Origin of the sequence: Brooklawnia cerclae (assembly GCF_011758645.1) — a bacterium.
Lineage (GTDB): Bacteria > Actinomycetota > Actinomycetes > Propionibacteriales > Propionibacteriaceae > Brooklawnia > Brooklawnia cerclae.
Genome location: NZ_JAAMOZ010000001.1, coordinates 455,489 through 474,543, shown reverse-complemented (window position 1 = coordinate 474,543; position 19,055 = coordinate 455,489). Strand labels below are relative to the sequence as shown.

The following is a 19,055-nucleotide window of genomic DNA, read 5'->3' as shown; positions in this document are numbered from 1 at the left end:
CATGGGACGACGATCGCAGGTTCAGCCGCGACGGCCGAAGACCATGGCGACCGCCCGTAGCGACAGGATGAAACCTGCGAAACCCAGCAGGTAACCCAGGAGGTCGAACACCCGGGCGCCGAAGAGGGTGGGACCGCCGCTGGACGTCGCGAGCATGATCCCCGCGATCACCGCGAAACCGGCCAGCAGCGCGACGACCACCTGCTGCACCAGGCCGGTGAGGAACGCCCGGTCGTCCGGATGCGACACGACACGCATGTGGACGGTGAGCCGCCCCGTCTCGATGTCCTCGGTGATGCGGTTGAGACGACGGGGAAGGTGCTCGACCAGGGGTACCAGGCGCATGGCCTGATTGGTGATCCGGTGTTTGGCCCCCTCCACCGACATGTCGCCGATCACGTCCTGCGACATCTGCATCGCGCTCTCGATGAGATCGACGGGCGGATAGAGCAGCTTCAGCGTGCCTTCCAGCGAGCCCAGGGATCGCAACGCCGTGGCGATGTTCGTCGGGACGCTCATCCCCTGCTTCATCACCAGCGCCATCAGCTGCTGGAAGAAGGCGAGGCTCCCTCCGGTCGTGGACGACCGGACCCGGGTGATGAGCAGACCCATCCCGCGCTGGAGCGCCCGCTCGTCCACCTGGCCGTCGTGGTCGAGCACCTCCAGCACCGCGTCGGTGGCCAATGCGGGATCGTCGGCGTTGACCGCCCACAGCAACAGCCCGAGATAGTGGCGCGAGGACGCGTCCAACCGCCCGACCGAGCCGAAGTCGAGGAGCCCGACAGCGCCGTCCGGCCACACCAGGACGTTCCCGGAGTGCAGGTCGGCGTGGAAGACCCCCTGCTCCAGGATCTGTCCCACCACGGCCGAGAGCAGCACGTCGGCCGAACGACGCCGGACGTCGGCCGGCAGGGTGGCGATGAGCTCGTCGCCCTCGGCGACCGGAGTGCCGTAGAACCGCTCCATCACGATCACCTGATCGGTGCACAGCGCGTCGTACACCTGGGGGATGCGCACTCCGCTGGTGCCCAGAGAGGCACGCAGGGCGCCCATGTTCTCGACCTCGACGCAGTAGTCGAGTTCCTCCCGCAGGGAATCGGCGAAACCCCGGACGAGCTCGACCACGCCGAGGTTGCGCGCCCACTCGGCGTTGGCCGCCAAGGTGCGGGCGAGCCGCTCGAGGATCTGGAGATCGATGGTCACCTGTTCGGCGGCACCGTCGCGCCGGACCTTCACGACGACGTCGTCGGTGCCGTCGAGCACCGCGGCATGCACCTGGGCCACCGATGCGGACGCCAACGGCGCGGGATCGACGTCGAGGCGGTCGAGGCGGTCGCCGAGCTCGCGGCGGAGCACGGATTCGATGGCCCGGTACTCGGTCGGACCCACCTGGGTGGTCAGCTTGGACAGCTCCTTGATGAACGGGGCCGGCAGCAGGTCGGAACGGGTCGACAGCATCTGGCCGAGCTTGATGAACGTGACCCCGGCGTCCTCCATCGCCCGGCGTATCGACTCCGCCGTGACCTGGGCGCGCTCGGGACGACCCACACCGCGCAACGGGGCGGTGAGGCCGTACCGCGCCAGGATCAACATGATCCGCAGATACCGGCGGAGGCGGTGGAACCGCCTGCGCCAGCCCGTGAACCACGTGCGCAACGGTGGCATCGAGCCGCTCGGGAGGACGATCTCGAGCACCATGAGCCCCAGGACGCCGAGGGCGAACGTGCCGAGCACCATGTACAGCACGGAGAGGCAGAAGGCGACGACGGTCGACAGGCTCGAACCCGGCCCGATGTCCGGCGGCCCGACCACGACGGCGATCACCGCCATGACCGCCACCATGACCACGAAGGTCACCAGCAGCGCCCGCACCCACGCCACGCGGATGCCCAGGACACGGCGGCTCGTCTGCGCCACGAACACGGTGACGATCCCCAGGATGCCCAGGGTGTACAACCACCCCAGGCCCTCGCCGACCAGGTTCCAGAAGTCCACGTCAACCCACCCGGACCGTCCGCACCGCCCGGCCATCGGCGAGCGTCACGACCTCGCCACCGTGCAGCTGGCGCCCGCGACGGGTCTCCACGCGTCCGTCGACCTGCACGTCACCCTCGGCGATCAGCTCGTGCGCGTGCGCACCCGAATCGGCCAACCCGGCGAACTTGAGGAACTGGCCGAGGCGAATCGTGCCCCCGACCTCGACGGTCTCGATATCCATGAGCCGATCCTGACACAGCGTGCTCCCTGCCGAGCGGGCCGCCCGGGACTAGCATGAACTTGTGATCAGGTCGGCGGCAGGGGGGCCGCAGGATACCGGTCTCACTTCGGTGGGCATCACCGCAGCGCGGGCAAGGGTGCTGGCGCGGCTGCGGAGCCGACGTGAGCCGTGGACCGTGCAGGAACTCGGGGATGCCCTGGGCCTGCACCGCAACACGATCCGCGAGCATCTGGCCGCATTGACCGCCCAGGGGCTCGCCGACATGTGCGAGACGCGAGCGGACGGTCCCGGCCGTCCGGCGCAGTACTACCGGGCCACGCCGCTGGGCTGCGGCGTCGACTACGTGGAGACGCTCGGGGCGCTCCTCGACGCCCTCGACGTGCTGCCCGACCGCGACGCGTTCATCCGTGAGGTGGGCGAACGGTGGGGCAACCGCCTGGCGGCGCAACTGGCCGATACGCATGGCGAGATCCGGCTCGTCGCCGCGCTCAACGAACTCGGTTTCGGGCCGGCGCAGGTCGCCAACGGCAACCTGGTGCTGCGCAACTGCCCGGTGCTGGCCGCAGCCAATCGCAACCCCGAGGCCGTCTGCGGCATTCACAAGGGGTTGATGCGGGTACTGGCCCGCGCGAGCGACGACGTCCCACAAGCCGAGGTCGAACTCATCCCGAACGGCGCACCGGGCGGCTGCCTGCTGGTCGTCACGCAGCGTGCCCGTGCTGTCGCGAGCGACGCCTAGCCCGTGCCCAGGTGCTCCGGCGGGACGATGAGCAGCGTCCCCGTGATCAGGAGCAGCCCGGAGAACAACAGCCACAGGGCGGCGAGCGGATCGTTCGAGCGCTCGACCGTGGACGAAACGGCGAACAGGGCCGTGGCGACGCCCAACACGGGCAGGACGAGCAGGCACAGGGCACCGATGCGGATGCGTCCCCGGTCACGCACCACCGATCCGATGCTGGACGCCCAGCCGATCACGGAGGCGAGCGCGGCGAGGCCGATCAACCACGTGCCCACCATGGCGGGTGTGCTGGCGTCGTCCGACGACATCGCCCGATCGAGGAGAGCCCACGCCGCGACGGCGAACGCGGCGGCGAACCACCACGCGATCACGGCGATCAGGGCGACGCGTATCCGGTGTCGTCCTGTCGCGGTCCGCCGTTCGGCGACTCGTCCGTGGTGGCCCATGACGACCAGACTAACCGGGGGCCCCATGGCGGTAGTTTTGCCGTCATGCGCATAGCCACCTTCAACGTCAACGGCATCCGGGCGAGCGTGCGGCGGGGGTTCGGTGAATGGCTGGGCGGCAGGGGCTGCGACGTGATCGCGCTGCAAGAAGTGCGCTGCCCCACCCCCCAGTTGCCGCCGGGCGCCTTCGGCGACTATCACCTCGCCTACGACGAGGGCGATCGTGCCGGACGGAACGGGGTTGCCCTGCTCACCCGCGAGCCCGCGGCCGCCGTGCGCACGTGGCGCGACTGGAGCGAGTCGGGTGGCGTCCTGCCACGAGGGCTGCGCGCTTTCGCGAGCGCGGGACGCTACGTCGAGGTCGATCTCGCGGACGCACCCCTGTGCGTCGCGAGCGTCTATGTGCCCAAGGGCGACACCCCCGAGGGCGACGGTCGCAGCGACGACCCCGAGGGGGCCAAGCGGCGCTACGACGACAAGATGGCCTTCCTCGCCGGCTTCGAACAGTTCCTCGTCCGCGCCCGGCGCGCCGCCGCGGCCCGGGGACGTCACTATCTCGTGCTCGGTGACTTCAACATCGCGCACACCCCGCTCGATCTGCGCAACTGGCGCAGCAACACCAGGTCCGCGGGTTTCCTGCCCGAGGAACGGGCATGGTTGGACGCCCAGCTGTCACCGAGGACCATGGTCGACGTCGTGCGCACATTGCATCCCGGCCTGGCGGGCCCCTATTCGTGGTGGAGCTGGCGTGGGGCGGCTTTCGCCAACGACGTGGGGTGGCGGATCGACTACCACATGGCGACCCCCGGCCTGGCACGTCTGGCCACCTCGGGCGGCACCGACCGCGATCCGAGCCGGGACGAGAGGCTGAGCGACCACGCCCCCGTGGTCGTCGACTACGCGGTGTGAGGCCCGCTCGCGGCGACGGCTCCCGGACCCGCGCGCGAAATCGTCTCCCGCGATCGAAATCTCGCGCGCGGGAGACCATTTGGCGCGCGGGAACGCCCCGACGTCGGGCGGGGCTGTGGATCGTGACCACCTGCTGCCGAATCCGCCCATGATCCGGGCATGGACACGCTCAGATACACAGAATTGATGGACGCAGGGCTGTCGCCCGCCGACGTGCGCTCGATGGTGCGGGACGGGGCCTTGAGCCACCCCCGCCACGGTGGCTATCTGCGTGGCGCGCTTCCCGACGATCCGGACGCCCGGCACCTGGTCCTCGTCCGTACCACGCTGCCGGCGCTCGGCCCGGGGGCCGTGCTCAGTCATGCGTCCGCGGCGGTCATGTGGGGGCTGCCGGTGCCGAGAAGGCTCCTGGGACGCGTCCACGTGACGCGGGACCGGGCTTCTGGCGGACGGGCGACGAAAACGCTGTGGACGCACGCGCGGCCTCTGCGAGACGACGACGTGGTGGAACTGCAGGGCATGAGGGTCACCTCGCTGGCGCGCACGGTCATCGACCTGGCCGGCCTCTGTGAACCCGACGAAGCCCTCTGGGTGGTCGACGCCGGGTGGCGGCTGCTGACCTCGTCCGAGCCTTTACGAGACGAGGCCGCGCTCGGTCGCCGCCGCGGGTCGAGGACGATCGCCTGGGCGCTCGACCATGCCGATCCCCTCGCGGAGTCACCCGGCGAATCGGAGAGCCGCTACTGGATGATCACGTGCGGCGTTCCGCGACCGCTCCTGCAGCACGAGATACGCGACGACGCGGGCCGGCTGCTGGCGCGGGCCGACTTCGCCTGGCCCGACCTGGGCGTCCTCGGGGAGTTCGACGGCCTCGTCAAGTACGGCCGCCTCGTTCCCCCGGGCCGAACCGCTCGCGACGTCATCGCGCAGGAGAAGCGGCGCGAGAACAGGCTTCTGCGTCAGGAATGGTGGATACACCGCTGGATGTGGGACGACCTGAGGGACGGTCCGGGATTCGCCCGCGACCTGTGCGATCTGCTGGAACGACGCGCATGGGCGGTCGGAGGCCGTCCCTCCTTCCCGCGCGCATGATCGTCTCCCGCGATCGAAATCTCGCGCGCGGGAGGCCATTTGGCGCGCGGGAGCAAGCAGACGCGGCCGGACGACACCGCCAGCGGCGGCTCAGGCGCCGAATCGCGCCTCGACCTCGGTGGGGGTGACGTCCTCCAGGCGGGCGTGGCGCCAGCGGGGAGCACCGTCCCGATCGACCATCTTCGCGCGCACGCCCTCGACGAAGTCGTCCGGATCGGCCATGGTCGTCCGCGCGAGGGCACGATCCTGGTCGAGCACGGCGTCGACGTCGGGCAGCTGAGCGGCCCGGCGTACGGCCCCCAGTGCCACGGCCACCGACAAGGGGCTGCGCGATCGGATGGTCCGGGCCGCTTCCTGGGCCGCCGGATCGGCGTGCTGGGCCAGCCTGCCCACGATCTCCACCGGATCGTCCGAGGCGTAGCACTCGTCGATCCACACCGCCGCACGAGCCAGGGACGACGACGATGCCTCGGCGCCGGGGCACTCGTCCAGCAGCCCCGCCCACAGGGCGGAGGCACCGTCGATGCTGTCACCGGTCATCGCCAGGTGCGCACCCACCTGCCCGGGCGTCCGCGACAGCTCGAAGCACATGCCGACGTCGGGCCACAGCCCGATCGCGACCTCCGGCATCGCCCATCGTGTGGCCGGCACGCCCACCCGATACGTCCGGTGAGCACCGAGGCCGAGCCCCCCGCCCATGGAGATGCCCACGAGGTGCGCGGTCACCGGCTTGGGGAAGGACGCCACCAGTGCGTCCAACCGGTACTCGGCGAGCAGGAAGCCGAGGGCGGCCGCCTGGTCGTCCAGCACGGCGTCACGCAGCCACCGCACGTCGGCCCCCGCGCTGAAGCCCCGCTCCCCGGCCCCGCGCAACACGACCCGGCTCACCGAGGCGTCGTCGGCCCAGGAGGTGAGTCGGCCGGTCAGTTCCTCGATCATGCCGAGGGACAGCGCGTTGATCCGCCTCGGGCGGTTGAGGGTGATGGTGCCGACACCATCGGCCTTGTCGATCAGCAGTTCGGGATCGTCGCTCATCTCTTCTCCAGTTCGATGTGTGCCGCGGTGGCGGGAATCCGATGGCGGCGATCACCCGCACCCTCCGATGCCGCCTGATGGGTGCGTGCGAGCCACCAGATGCCGGCTGCCGCGGCGAAGCCCAGCGCCAACGCGTCGTTACGCCATGCCATGTTGATACCGTCGTAACAGAGCAGGACGACCGTCGTCCAAATGGCGATGCTGGTGGTACGGCCGCGTGGCTTGCTGAGCGGGAGAAGCAGTCCTCCCCACAGGATGTACCAGCTGCGGACGGCGGGCAGCGCCAGTGCCGCCGTCAGATACCCCAGCGCGAGGAACTGCAGCGGACGACGCCGGGCGATCGTCAGGGCCATCGCCCCGATCGCGGTGCCGGCCAGGACGACGCCCACGGTCCTGGTCGCACGGACGCCGGCCCACCCCGTGGGATCGAGCCGGAAGAAGTCGAGGACGAGCTGCACGCCCTGGCCGAGCACGGTGAACGGCGCGATCGTGATCACCATGCCGGGCACGTTGACCGCGTTGATCCAGCCGAATCCCAGCCCGGTCATCACGCTGACCAGGCTGAACGTGCCGATCGCGATGGCGGCGCTGAGCAGCACCCGCCCGACCGTGATGGCCACGTCGCGCGAGCGCCAACTGAGCCACGGTCTGGCCATCAGCGGTAACGCGTACGCCGTCATGATCGCGGGCTGCTTGATCGCGGCCCCCAGACCGACCAGCACCGCACCGACCAGCCACCACAGGTTCCCCAGCCGATCAGTCGCGATCGTGCGCCCCAGCACACGGAACCGCCACCGGGGCATGGGCAGGCCGGTCACCCACAAGGCGGCCACGACCAGGCCCATCATCAGGCTGTCGTTGTGCGCTCCGCCGACGAAGTCGATCACCAGCACGGGATTGAGCGTCGCGAACCACGCTGAGAAAGCGGGGTCGGCCCCCCGCTGGCGCGCGATGCGCGGGATGAGGAGCCCGATCAGGCCGACCCCGATGAGGGCGGGCACCCGCATGGCCACGGCCGCGGTGTAGGGGTGGAAGCGGCAGATGTCCACGACGAGATGCTGCAGTTGCAGGCTCAGCGGGCCGTAGGGTGCCGGCGTGTCGCGCCACACCCACGACACCTGGTCGGCGAAAGCGCCCGGGAGGACGGCGGGGCCCGCGTCGTACGCGTTGATGCCGTTGTGAATCAGCCAGCCCTGGGCGGCGTAGCTGTAGGCGTCGTGGCTGAAGATCGGCGGGGCGAACAGGAAGGGAGCACCCCAGATGGCCAGGATCGCCCAGTGCCGCAGATGCCGGGCCGCGTATCGGTCGCCGATGCTCGAACCGTGGCCGGACGACGACCGGGGACGCAGCCGGAACCACGCGTCCAACAGCAGGAACAGACCGGCCATGGTGATCGTCGTCCCGAACAGCCGCACCGGGGTACCCGTGGCGTCCCAGTCGGTGAACAGCTGCCACCACGGCGAGTTCCGCGGCAGATAGGCGGGCGACAGCGACCCGATCGCGATCAGTCCCGTGCCGAGGACCCCGCGCCGGACCACCCTGACCCGCCAGGCCTCGACGATGTCACCCCAACAGGCCGCCAGCCAATCGCTCACAGCTCGCGGACCCCGGGAGCGGGAGGAATGCCGGACATGCCGATCAGCCTACTGCCCGAACCTGTGCCCGATTGGGGACGCTGGCTAGTCTGGGAAGGGTGCCCTGAGTCACAGGGGCACCACGAGACCAGGGGGTATTGGTGCCACAGCAGGTGAGCCGGGTTGTGGTGCGGTTCGCCGGGGACTCCGGCGACGGCATGCAACTCACCGGCAACCGTCTAGGGGCGGACTCGGCACGGCAGGGCAACGACATCGTCACACTTCCGGACTTCCCCGCGGAGATCCGGGCGCCGCAGGGCAGCCTGGGCGGGGTGAGCAGCTTCCAGGTGCACTTCGCCGACAGGGACATCGTCACCCCGGGCGAGGACCTCGACGTCCTGGTAGCGATGAACCCGGCCGCTCTCAAGGTGCACCTGAGTGCCCTGCGCCGCGGCGGAGTCGTGGTCACCGACACGGCGGAGTACACCCGGCGCAACCTCGCGCACGCGGGCTACGAGCACAATCCCCTGGAAGACGGGTCGCTGGACGCCTGGCAGGTCGTCGCGCTCGATCTGACCGCCATCACGACCACGGCCGTCAAGGAGTTCGGGCTCGGACGTAAGGCGACCGCCCGCACCCGCAACATGCTGGCGCTCGGGCTGATCAGCTGGCTCTACAGCCGCGACCTGTCGCCGACCCTCGCCTGGCTGCGCGACAAGTTCGCCGGCAATCCGGCGGTGCGGGACGCCAACATCGCGGCCCTCAACGCGGGCTGGAACTACGGAGAGAACACCGAGACGTTCTCGGTGCGCTACGAGGTGGCCCCCGCGACGCTCCCCACGGGCCGGTACCGCCAGATCTCGGGCAACCAGGCCATGGCCCTGGGCCTGATGACCGCGGCCCGTCTCGCCGGCCTGCAGCTGTACCTCGGCGCCTACCCGATCACGCCCGCCTCCGATCTGCTGCACGAACTGTCCCGCCGCAAGTCGTTCGGGGTGCTCACCTTCCAGGCCGAGGACGAGATCGCCGCCGTCGGCGCCGCGCTGGGCGCGTCCTTCGGCGGGTCGCTCGGAGTGTGCACGACGTCGGGGCCCGGCTTCACGCTCAAGCAGGAGATGATCAACCTCGCGGTCATGACGGAACTTCCCCTGGTGGTCGTCGACGTGCAACGTGCGGGTCCCTCGACCGGCATGCCCACCAAGACCGAGCAGTCCGATCTGCTGCAGGCCCTGTGGGGACGCAACGGCGAGTCGCCGGTGCCCGTCATCGCGGCCAGCTCGCCGTCCGACTGCTTCGCCGCGGCCGTGGACGCGTGCCGCATCGCGCTGGAACACCGCACCCCGGTCGTCGTCCTCAGCGACGCCTACCTGGCCAACGGGTCCGAGCCCTGGCTGGTGCCCGACCTCGCGTCCATGAGGCCCATCGACCCGAAGTTCGCCACCGCGCCCAACAGCGAGGACGGTACGTTCCTGCCCTACGAGCGCGACCCGATCACCCTCGACCGGCCGTGGGCGATCCCTGGGACCCCCGGCCTCGAACACCGTCTCGGCGGGCTGGAGAAGCTGGACGGAAAGGGCGACATCTCGTACGCCCCCGACAACCACGACCGCATGACGCGGCTCCGGGCCGACCGCATTGCACGCATCCCGGTTCCCGACGCCCGGCTAGACGATCCCAGCGGCGCCGCCCGGGTCGCCGTCGTCGGCTGGGGCTCGACCTGGGGGTCGATCACCGCGGCCGTGCAGCGCGTCCGCGAACTGGGGCGTCCGATCGCCCAGATCCACCTCCGGCACCTCAACCCGCTGCCCGCGAACCTCGGCGACCTGCTCCACCGCTACGAGCGGGTGATCGTGCCGGAGATCAACCTGGGGCAGCTCGCCACCGTGCTTCGGGCGCGATACCTGGTGGACGCACAGCCGTGGAACCGGCTGCGCGGCCTGCCGCTGTCGGTCTCCGAACTCACCGAACATCTGATCGCCACCCTGGAGGAGGCCGATCGTGACTGATCCGCATGCCCTGGTCGGCGGGCTCGCCGGCGTTCCGCTTGCGCTCGAGCCCCTCACCCGGAAGTCGTTCACCTCCGATCAGGAGGTGCGCTGGTGCCCCGGCTGCGGCGACTACGCCGTGCTCAACGCCGTGCAGGCACTCCTGCCGGAGTTGGGTATCGCCCGCGAGAACACGGTCGTGATCTCCGGCATCGGCTGCTCGTCCCGTTTCCCCTACTACGTCAACAGCTACGGCCTGCACTCGATCCACGGCCGCGCCCTGACCATCGCCACCGGGCTGGCGATGACCCGGCCCGACCTGGCCATCATGGTCGCCACCGGCGACGGGGATGCCCTGTCGATCGGCGGCAACCACCTGGTGCACGCGCTGCGCCGCAACATCAACCTCACCGTCGTGCTGTTCAACAACCGCATCTACGGGCTCACCAAGGGACAGTTCTCCCCCACCAGCGAACTGGGCAAGGTCACCAAGTCGAGCCCGATGGGCAGCGTGGACGTGCCGCTCAACGCGGTCTCGCTCGCGCTCGGGTCGGAGGCCACCTTCGTGGCCCGCAGCATCGACTCCGACCGGGCACATCTCACCTCGGTGCTCCGGGCGGCGTTCGAGCATCGCGGCTCGTCGCTGGTCGAGGTGTACCAGAACTGCCCGATCTTCAACGACGGGGCCTGGGACGACCTCACGAACCCCGGCGGGGACGGCCTGATCAAGCTGGAGCACGGCGAGCCCATCGTCACCGCGAGCGGCGCGACGGGAGTCGTCCGCGACCCCGCGACCGGCGAGCTGACGCTCGCACCCGTGGCCGAGGTCGGGTTGGACGCCGTGCTGCGTCACGACGCGCACCGGACCGATCCGACCTTCGCGTTCGCCCTGTCACGGCTGACCGACTCCGGCCGGATGCGGCAGAGCCCCGTCGGCATCTTCCGCGACGTCGACCGTCCGGCCTTCGACGACCTCGCCCGGCAGCAGATTGCCACCGAGATCGGCCACAATGGTCCCGTCAGCCCTGACGATGATGCGGAAGCGGCTACCGACGAGGCTCTCCAGGCCCTGCTGACGGGCGACGACACCTGGGTGCTCGACTGAACCGGTAGCGGGAGGGAGCCTGGTGGTCGACCAGCACGCCGACGACGGATTCGAGCGTCCGGTCTCACCACGGCCGGTCTTCCAGGCCGATCCGGTCTCACAGGCCACTCCCGTACGCGGCGACACGACGATCCGTCGTCCCGCCTGGTCGGGGCCGCCCGGGGCCCGCACCGCGAGCCGATTCGACCGGCCGGCCGACAGATACGAGATCCCGGCACCGGAGCCCGAGGCCCGCGTGTTCCGCTTTCCCTGGAAACGCATGATCGCCTGGACGATCGCCCTGGTCATCGTGGGGGTGGGCGCCGGATGGGCCTACGTGCGCTTCTGGTACGACCCGTTGCCCGACCAGGACACGATCGTCGAGCCGTCCCAGACGCAGGGGCCGAGGTTCGCCCGGGCCGACGAGGTCGTCCGCCAGTACCTGGAGGCCCTCGCCGCGGGCGACACCGCGACCGCGATGTCGATGGGCCCTCTCGGCGCCGGCAGCACCGCCGCCATCAGGCCGGACGCGTACGCACGGTCGCTGGCGAGCTTCCCGATCTCCGACATCCGAGTTCCGCAGGTGGACAGCGCGACCACCGAGGTGGCCGCGAGCTATCGCATCGGGGGCCAGGATGTGCAGACCCGGTTCCGGGTCACCCGCGACGACACCGGCTCGTGGCAGCTCGCCGCGTCCACGGTGCAGGTCGAGTTCCGCAACCCCAACGCCCAGGAGCTGCCGATCCTGCTCAACGACACGGCCGTGCCCGGTGGAGGCCTGGCCGAGTTGTTGCCGGGACGCTACCAGGTCGGCACCGGGCTACCGCTGATCACCTATCCGGCCAACAACGAGCTCACCATCACCAACCTCGAGTACCAGGGCCAGGTACAGCGCGTCCTCACCCCGGAACTGACCGACCAGGGCAAACAGGCGCTGCTCGACGCCGGGCGCGAGACCCTCCAGGCGTGTATGAACGCCGGCACCCTGCAACCCGAGGGCTGCCCGAACAGCATCGTCCCCTCCTACCCGTACGATCCGGCCAGCGTGCGGTGGGAACTCGTCAACTCCCCGTTCGCCGACGCCGTCCCCGCGCTCGACCCCGCGGATCAGACGGTGGGCCAGCTCTCCGTGGTGCTGCAGTTCGCCGTCAGCTTCACCTACACCGACGGCAGCACGAACGGACGGCAGCTGCTCGCCCCGGTCTCGGCCGGCCTGTCCGGCTCCCTGCTGGTCGACGACGCGGACGACTTCGAGGTCGCCTGGACGACGGCGGGCGCCTGACGACCGGACCGATTCCGGTGCGAGGCTAGGCTGTCCAGGTGACCACCGATGCCTTGAACCTCGCGTACTTCGACCAGTCCACCCGCTCGCAGGACGACCTCTTCGGCCACGTGAACGGCGCGTGGGCACGCCAGGCGACCATCCCGGACGACAAGAGCAGCTGGGGGGCGTTCCACGAGTTGCGGGAGAAGTCGGAGCAGGCCGTCCGGGAGATCGTCGACGAGCTGACGCCCGGCACCGGCGACGGCGACGAGGCGCGGATCGCGAACCTCTACGCGTCCTTCATGGACACCGACCGGGTCGAGTCCCTCGGCGCGGATCCCCTGCGTCCGCTGCTCGACCGGGTGGACGCGATCGGCAGCACCACCGACCTGGCAAGGTTCTGGGGTTGGTCGGTGCGTCACGGCATCACCGCCCTGCTCGACCTCGACAACGACGCCGATCCCGGCAACCCGGGCCGGTACCTGGTCTTCGTGGGCCAGTCGGGCATCGGCCTGCCCGACGAGGAGTACTACCGACTGGACGAGCACGCCGAGATCCGGGAGGCCTACGTCGCGCACATCGCCAAGGCACTGGCCGCGGCGGGGGTGGCGGACGCCGACGACCAGGCACGGCGCGCCTTCGATCTCGAGACCCGCATCGCCGCCCACCACTGGGACAAGGTGCGCACCCGCGACATGGTCGAGATGTACTTCCCGCAGACCTGGGAGGAATTCGCGGCGAGTTCGCCGTCGCTCGACTGGGACGCGTTCCTCGCCGGGGCCGAACTGCCCGCATCCGCGGTCGCGGAGGTCGTCAACTGCCAGCGCACGTTCCTCGGGGACGCGCAGGCTCTGGTGACCGCATCGAACCTGGACGACTGGAAGGCGTGGGCACGCTGGCAGGTCGTCGACGCGCTGGCGCCCTACTTGTCGTCCGACATCGTGGAGGAGAACTTCGACTTCTACGGGCGCACCCTGCAGGGCATCCCGGTGCTGCGCGAGCGCTGGAAGCGCGGCGTGAGCCTGGTGGAGGGGGTGCTCGGCGAGGCCGTCGGCCGCGTGTACGTGGAGCGGCACTTCCCCGAGCCCACGAAAGCCCGCGCCGACGAGTTGGTCACCAACCTGCTGGAGGCCTACCGGCGGTCGATCAGCGAGCTGGACTGGATGACCGACGAGACCCGTGCCGAGGCGCTGCTGAAGCTGTCGAAGCTGCGCCCCAAGATCGGCTATCCGGCCAAGTGGCGCGACTACAGCAGGCTCCAGCTCGTCCCCGACGACCTGGTGGGCAACGTGCTGCGCGCCGACAGCTTCGCGTTCGACTACATGATCGAGCAGCTGGCGGGCCCGATCGATCCCGACGAATGGCTGATGTATCCGCAGACGGTCAACGCCTACTACCACCCGCTGCGCAACGAGATCGTCTTCCCGGCCGCGATCCTGCAGCCGCCGTTCTTCGACGCCGAGGCCGACGACGCGGTCAACTACGGGGGCATCGGCGCCGTGATCGGCCACGAGATCGGGCACGCGTTCGACGACCAGGGATCGACCTGCGACGGTGACGGCCGCCTGCGCAACTGGTGGACCGACGCCGACCGGAAGGCGTTCGAGGAGCGCACAGCGTCGCTGGTCGCCCAGTACAACCAGCTGGCACCCAGCGTGACCCCCGAGGTCCACGTCAACGGCGAGCTCACACTCGGCGAGAACATCGGCGACCTCGGCGGGCTCGCGATCGCCTACCAGGCGTGGCGGATCGCCACTCACGACGCCGACCCCCAGCCCGTCGATGGCATGGCGCCCGCCCAGAGGCTGTTCTACGGCTGGGCCCAGACCTGGCGGACGATCACGCGTCCCCAAGCCATGAAGGAGCGCCTGGCGACCGATCCGCACTCACCCGACGAGATCCGCTGCAACCAGGTGGCACGGAACATCCCGGAGTTCCACGAGGCGTTCGGGACGGCACCGACCGACGCGATGTGGCTCGAACCGGCAGAACGTGTTCGCATCTGGTGAATCTTCGCATGTTGTGACCCCGGATTTGCTTACCCTTGTTGGGCCAATCCACAACAGGAGGAACCCAACCATGAGCTACACGGATTCCATCAAGTTCACGCTTTCGAACTACGCAAAGTTCACCGGTCGCGCCTCTCGGCAGGAGTGGGTCTACTGGTTCCTGACCGTCCTGGCCATCAACATCGTCCTCAGCATCATCAACGGCGCCACCGCCAACGACGCCGGCTCGTCCCCGTTCTCGTGGGTGCAGACCCTCTTCTCGCTCGCTGTGCTCGTCCCCACATGGTCAGTCGGATTCCGTCGGTTCCATGACCAGGGCAAGAGCGGGTGGTGGATTCTGCTCAACATCTTCTTGGTCATCGGCACGATCATCTACATCATCATGGCCGTTCGGCCCGGGGAGCCCGGCCCCAACGCCCACGGCCCCAACCCGGAAAGCCCCGAGACCGGCTACGCCCCGCAGGCCCCCTACCAGGGCTGATATCCGGGCGGAAATCCGCGCGAAACCGAAGGGCCCTGGGAAAGCGTTTCCCGGGGCCCTTCCCCATGGGTCAGGAAAGGCGCGTGACGACGTCGTCGCAACGGCGCTGCAACGCCCGTTTGGCTGGACCGTCGGGCAATGCGTCCAGGTAGGCGCGCGCCGTGTCGGCGCGGCCGACGATCGTCTCGCGCACCTGCCCGATGACGGCGCTGGCCCGCAGACCCGACAGGACGATCGCCAGGTCCTCGTCGCGGTCGAGGCCACCGTCGATGAGTTCGACGAGCCGACGATCCTCAGGATCGCCGGATGCGCGCAGCAACAAGGTGGGGAGCGTGGGTATGCCCTCACGCAGATCGGTTCCCGGGGTCTTGCCCGTGTCGTCCGAGATGACGTCGATGAGATCGTCGGACAGTTGGAACGCCATGCCGATCTCGAAGCCGAAACTCGCCAGCGCTTCCAGCACCTCCGGCGGCGCACCACCGACCATGCCACCGAAGACCGCCGAGGTGCGGATGAGCGAGGCCGTCTTGCCCGCCACGACGCCCAGGTAGTGCTCGACCGGGTCGTCGTCGGGGCCGGCGCCGATCGTCTCGGCGATCTGCCCCTGGACGAGTTCGGCGAACGTCTGGGCCTGCAGCCGCACATAGTCGACGCCCAGGAGCGCGACCTCGCTCGACGCGCGGGCGAACAGGTAGTCGCCGACGAGGATCGCCACCGAGTTGCCGTAGGCGGCATTGGCACTCGACACACCACGCCGCATGTCGGCCTCGTCCATGACGTCGTCGTGATAGAGGCTCGCGACGTGGGTCAGTTCGACGACCAGAGCGGCACGAACCAGTTGTTCCGCATCCACCCGGTCACCGCAGTACGCGGCGGCCACCACCAGCGCGGGACGAAACCGCTTGCCCCCGGCGGCCACGACGTGGGTGGCCGCCTGCGTCACGAAAGGGTTCTCGGCGACAGCGGCGGTGTACAGCCGCTCCTCGATCGTCTCCAGATGCCCCGCGACAATGGCGGCAAACTCGTCGTCCACAACCATCGCCACCTACACCTCCGGCAAGAAAGCCCCCGACACCGAACCAGACATCTCGGCCCACCCTACCGGAAACCCGATGTCATCGCCGCGGAGCACGTCAGCGCAGGAATCCTGCGGCATCGATGGCGGCGTCCATCAGCGGCCCGGGCAGGACGCCGAGCAGGATGGTACCGAAGACACCGACCCAGATGACGACCTGCGTGCCCGCGCCCGGGGTGACGACCGCGGTCTCGGCGCTCGGCTCGCGACCGAACATCACCCAGATCACCCTGAAGTAGAAGGCGGCGGTGACAAGGCTGAACACCACGGCGATGAGCACGAGCCAGGAATAGCCGCCGGTCCACGCCGAGACGAAGACCAGCACCTTGCCGATGAAGCCGCCTGTGAGCGGGATACCGGCCATGCTCAGCAGGAAGACGGTCATCAGCACGCCCAGCAGCGGGCTACGCCGGCCGAGACCCGCCCAGGCATCGAAGCTGGTCGCCTCGCTGCCCGAACGACGCACCAGCGTGACGATCGCGAACGCACCGAGCGTCGCGAAACCGTAGGCGGCCAGGTAGAACAACACGGACGACACCGAGCCGACACGGCCCGAGTCGAGACCGTCGGCCACGGCCGTGGCTCCGACGACGCCCACCAGGATGAACCCGGCATGCGCGATGGACGAGTAGGCGAGCAACCGCTTGACGTCGGTCTGCACGAGCCCGATCACCGCACCGACCGCCATGGTGAGCACCGCGACCGCCGCGATGGCCACCTGCCAGTCCCAGCGAAGCGCTCCGAGCGCCGAGTAGAGCAGACGGAGCAGGCCGAGCGCGGCCGCGATCTTCGTGCACACCGCCATGAAGCCGGTCACCGGCGTCGGCGAGCCCGTGTAGACATCGGGCACCCAGCTGTGGAACGGCACGGCACCCAGCTTGAACAACACGCCCACCGTGACCAGGCCGAGGCCGGCCAGAAGCAGCCAGGGCGACTGAAGGTTCTGCTGAATCGCGAGGTCGACGCTGCGGAAGTTGAACGAACCCGCATAGCCGTACAGGAGCGCCACGCCGTAGAGGAACACCGCCGAACTCAGGGCACCCAGCAGGAAGTACTTCAGCGACGCCTCCTGGCTGAGCAGCCGACGGCGCCGGGCGAGGCCCGCGAGGATGTACAGCGGGAAGGAGAACACCTCCAGGGCCACGAACATCGTCAGCAGATCGTTCGCCGCGACGAAGACCATCATGCCCGCGAGCGAGAACAGGAGCAGCGGGAACACTTCGGAGTGTTCCTGACGGGCCGCGATCGCGACCCGCTCGGCCTGCGATCCCGGCACGGCCGAGGCGCTCGGGGCGAACGGCGAGTCGCCACCGCCGACCCGGCGCTCGGCGAACAGCAGGCTGGCCAGCCCACCGAAGACCAGCAGCAGCGACCAGGCGGCCCAGGCGGGGCCGTCAGCCGCGAGCGCGCTGCTCGCAGCGAGGCTCCCCTCGCCCGCTGCCCATTCGATCACCGTCCAGCCGAGGGCCACGAGCAGGACGATCACCGTCCATGCGGCCTGCACCGTGCCACGGGTCAGACGCGGGACGGCCACTTCCAGCAGGACGCTCACCACGCCCCCCAAGAGCACCAGGATCACCGGCGCGGCGGGGAGAAAATCTGCGAACATCACTTGCCTCCCATCGACCCGGGCTCCGGATCGGTCAGTCCGACTTGCGTCATGGTGGCCTGGGCGGTCGGCGCGACCACATCGATGATCGGCTGCGGGAAGAAGCCGAAGACCAGCAGCAGCGCGATCAGGGGTGCGACGACGGTCCGCTCGCGCAGGTCGAGATCGCGCGTGACATGCTCGGCGGCCTCGGGGTTCACCGGGCCGGCGAAGACGCGCTGGTAGGCCCACAGCACGTAGACCGCGGCCAGCACAGTACCGGCGACCGCGAAGATGACCGCGACCATCTGCCGTGGCCAGGATCCTGTCATGATCGAGAACTCACCGACGAAGTTCGCCGTGCCCGGCAGGCCCAGCGTGGCCAGGCCGGACACCAGGAACACCCCGGCGAGCAGCGGGACGAGCTTCTGTATGCCGCCGAAGGCCGAGATCTCGACGGTCCCGCGCCTGCGCAGCAGGAAGCCCACCACCAAGAACAGCGCCGCGGAGCTGAAGCCGTGCGCCAGCATGTAGAAGATCGAGCCGCTCACCGATGCCGTGGTGAAGGCGAAGATGCCCAGCACCATGTAGCCGAAGTGGCTGACCGACGTGTAGGCGACCAGGCGCAGCAGGTTGGTGCTGCTGATGGCCATGATCGCGCCGTACACGATCGAGATCACCGCCAGGACGACGACCAGCGGGGTCGCCCACTGGCTCGCCTCGGGGAACAAGCCGAGACACAGCCGGATCATGCCGAAGGTGCCGATCTTGTCGAGGATGCCCACGAGCAGGGTCGAGGATCCCGGCGTCGCCTGCTCGGCGGTGTCGGGCAGCCAAGTGTGCACCGGCACCATGGGGGCCTTGACGGCGAAGGCGACGAAGAACCCGACGAACAAGAGCCTGCCCGTCGTCCCGCCGATGCCGAGGGCCGCCACGTCCGACACGAGGAAGCTCGGTTGCCCGGCGTCCGCCGTGACCGCGTAGACGCCGACGACGGCGAAGAGCATGATCAACCCACCGGCCAGGCTGTACAGCAGGAACTTCATCGCTGCCCGGCCGCGACGCTCCCCGCCCCAACCCTGGATGAGGAAGAACATCGGGACGAGGGTGGCCTCGAAGAAGATGTAGAAGAGCAGGACGTCGGCCGACATGAACACGAACAGGGCGAAGCCCTCCAGCATGAGGGCGAACGCCGCGAAGACGTTGCCCTGCCAGCGGGGAGCGGCCTGCGCCGGGGTCTCGTCCTCGTCGATCCGCCACTCGGCCAGCAGGACGATGGGCACGAGGATCACGGTGAGCAGCACCATCACCCGTCCCATGCCGTCGAGCGACAACGCGTACCAGGCGCCGATGGGCGAGATCCAGGAGACTGTCTCCGACAGGTCGGTGGTGCCCGCAATGAAGAAGACCACCACGCCGAACACGAGGGTCGCCAACGCGAACACCATGGCGAGTTGTTTGCCGGCACGGCCGCGCACCACGAAGCCGAGCAGCGAGCCGACGAGCGGCAGCACGCCCAGGATGGTGAGCAGGGGGGTCGCGGTTTCCATCTGTGC

At 69.4% G+C, this 19,055-nt stretch carries 16 protein-coding genes; 8 read left to right on the top strand and 8 right to left on the bottom strand.

Annotated elements, in window-relative coordinates; genetic code table 11:
* Positions 1-21: 21 nt before the first annotated feature.
* Both FB473_RS02255 and FB473_RS02250 read right to left on the bottom strand, forming a co-directional pair.
* Positions 22-1,995, bottom strand: coding sequence for an AarF/UbiB family protein (locus FB473_RS02255; RefSeq protein WP_167164447.1), 1,974 nt, complete (start codon positions 1,993-1,995; stop codon positions 22-24).
* Position 1,996: 1 nt separating this feature from the next.
* A complete protein-coding gene (locus FB473_RS02250) occupies positions 1,997-2,218 on the bottom strand; it encodes an RNA-binding S4 domain-containing protein (RefSeq protein ID WP_167164446.1) in 222 nt (73 codons plus the stop codon).
* A gap of 61 nt (positions 2,219-2,279) precedes the next feature.
* Between FB473_RS02250 and FB473_RS02245 the strand changes: the two genes are divergently transcribed.
* The gene (locus FB473_RS02245; protein WP_167164444.1) at positions 2,280-2,957 is read left to right on the top strand and encodes a helix-turn-helix domain-containing protein; all 678 of its coding nucleotides are present in this window, start codon (positions 2,280-2,282) and stop codon (positions 2,955-2,957) included.
* Here FB473_RS02245 and FB473_RS02240 read toward each other — a convergent pair.
* Entirely contained in the window at positions 2,954-3,430 is a 477-nt protein-coding gene (locus FB473_RS02240) for a hypothetical protein (protein ID WP_167164442.1), read from the bottom strand. The genes FB473_RS02245 and FB473_RS02240 overlap by 4 nt on opposite strands.
* Positions 3,431-3,448: 18 nt before the next feature.
* On the opposite strand from FB473_RS02240, the gene FB473_RS02235 reads away from it, so the two are divergent.
* Together FB473_RS02235 and FB473_RS02230 are read left to right on the top strand one after the other, a co-directional pair.
* Positions 3,449-4,312: an exodeoxyribonuclease III gene (locus tag FB473_RS02235; RefSeq protein ID WP_167164440.1), complete on the top strand. Its 864-nt coding sequence runs from the start codon at positions 3,449-3,451 to the stop codon at positions 4,310-4,312.
* 159 nt (positions 4,313-4,471) lie between these two features.
* Positions 4,472-5,404 carry a hypothetical protein gene (locus FB473_RS02230; protein WP_167164438.1) on the top strand — a complete coding sequence of 311 codons (933 nt, stop codon included), beginning with the start codon at positions 4,472-4,474 and terminating at the stop codon, positions 5,402-5,404.
* Between the two features lie 90 nt (positions 5,405-5,494).
* On the opposite strand, the gene FB473_RS02225 is transcribed toward FB473_RS02230, so the two are convergent.
* Together FB473_RS02225 and mptB are read right to left on the bottom strand one after the other, a co-directional pair.
* Positions 5,495-6,439 carry an enoyl-CoA hydratase/isomerase family protein gene (locus FB473_RS02225; RefSeq protein ID WP_167164436.1) on the bottom strand — a complete coding sequence of 315 codons (945 nt, stop codon included), beginning with the start codon at positions 6,437-6,439 and terminating at the stop codon, positions 5,495-5,497.
* Entirely contained in the window at positions 6,436-8,034 is a 1,599-nt protein-coding gene (gene mptB / locus FB473_RS02220; protein WP_167164434.1) for a polyprenol phosphomannose-dependent alpha 1,6 mannosyltransferase MptB, read from the bottom strand. The genes FB473_RS02225 and mptB overlap by 4 nt, the downstream gene beginning before the upstream one ends.
* Before the next feature lie 140 nt (positions 8,035-8,174).
* On the opposite strand from mptB, the gene FB473_RS02215 reads away from it, so the two are divergent.
* The 5 genes from FB473_RS02215 (at position 8,175) to FB473_RS02195 (ending at position 14,836) form a co-directional block, all read left to right on the top strand.
* On the top strand, positions 8,175-10,019 hold the full coding sequence (locus FB473_RS02215) for a 2-oxoacid:acceptor oxidoreductase subunit alpha (RefSeq protein ID WP_167164432.1): 1,845 nt from the start codon (positions 8,175-8,177) through the stop codon (positions 10,017-10,019).
* On the top strand, positions 10,012-11,103 hold the full coding sequence (locus FB473_RS02210) for a 2-oxoacid:ferredoxin oxidoreductase subunit beta (protein ID WP_341770005.1): 1,092 nt from the start codon (positions 10,012-10,014) through the stop codon (positions 11,101-11,103). Before FB473_RS02215 ends, FB473_RS02210 begins: the two co-directional genes overlap by 8 nt.
* Positions 11,104-11,125: 22 nt before the next feature.
* The gene (locus FB473_RS02205; protein WP_167164430.1) at positions 11,126-12,364 is read left to right on the top strand and encodes a hypothetical protein; all 1,239 of its coding nucleotides are present in this window, start codon (positions 11,126-11,128) and stop codon (positions 12,362-12,364) included.
* Between the two features lie 38 nt (positions 12,365-12,402).
* Positions 12,403-14,355 carry a M13-type metalloendopeptidase gene (locus tag FB473_RS02200; RefSeq protein ID WP_167164428.1) on the top strand — a complete coding sequence of 651 codons (1,953 nt, stop codon included), beginning with the start codon at positions 12,403-12,405 and terminating at the stop codon, positions 14,353-14,355.
* Between the two features lie 70 nt (positions 14,356-14,425).
* Positions 14,426-14,836: a DUF805 domain-containing protein gene (locus tag FB473_RS02195; RefSeq protein ID WP_167164426.1), complete on the top strand. Its 411-nt coding sequence runs from the start codon at positions 14,426-14,428 to the stop codon at positions 14,834-14,836.
* Between the two features lie 70 nt (positions 14,837-14,906).
* On the opposite strand, the gene FB473_RS02190 is transcribed toward FB473_RS02195, so the two are convergent.
* The 3 genes from FB473_RS02190 to FB473_RS02180 form a co-directional block, all read right to left on the bottom strand.
* Positions 14,907-15,881, bottom strand: coding sequence for a polyprenyl synthetase family protein (locus FB473_RS02190; RefSeq protein WP_376837261.1), 975 nt, complete (start codon positions 15,879-15,881; stop codon positions 14,907-14,909).
* Positions 15,882-15,969: 88 nt separating this feature from the next.
* Entirely contained in the window at positions 15,970-17,520 is a 1,551-nt protein-coding gene (nuoN, locus tag FB473_RS02185) for an NADH-quinone oxidoreductase subunit NuoN (RefSeq protein ID WP_167164424.1), read from the bottom strand.
* Positions 17,520-19,049, bottom strand: coding sequence for an NADH-quinone oxidoreductase subunit M (locus tag FB473_RS02180; protein WP_167164422.1), 1,530 nt, complete (start codon positions 19,047-19,049; stop codon positions 17,520-17,522). The genes nuoN and FB473_RS02180 overlap by 1 nt, the downstream gene beginning before the upstream one ends.
* Positions 19,050-19,055: the final 6 nt, after the last annotated feature.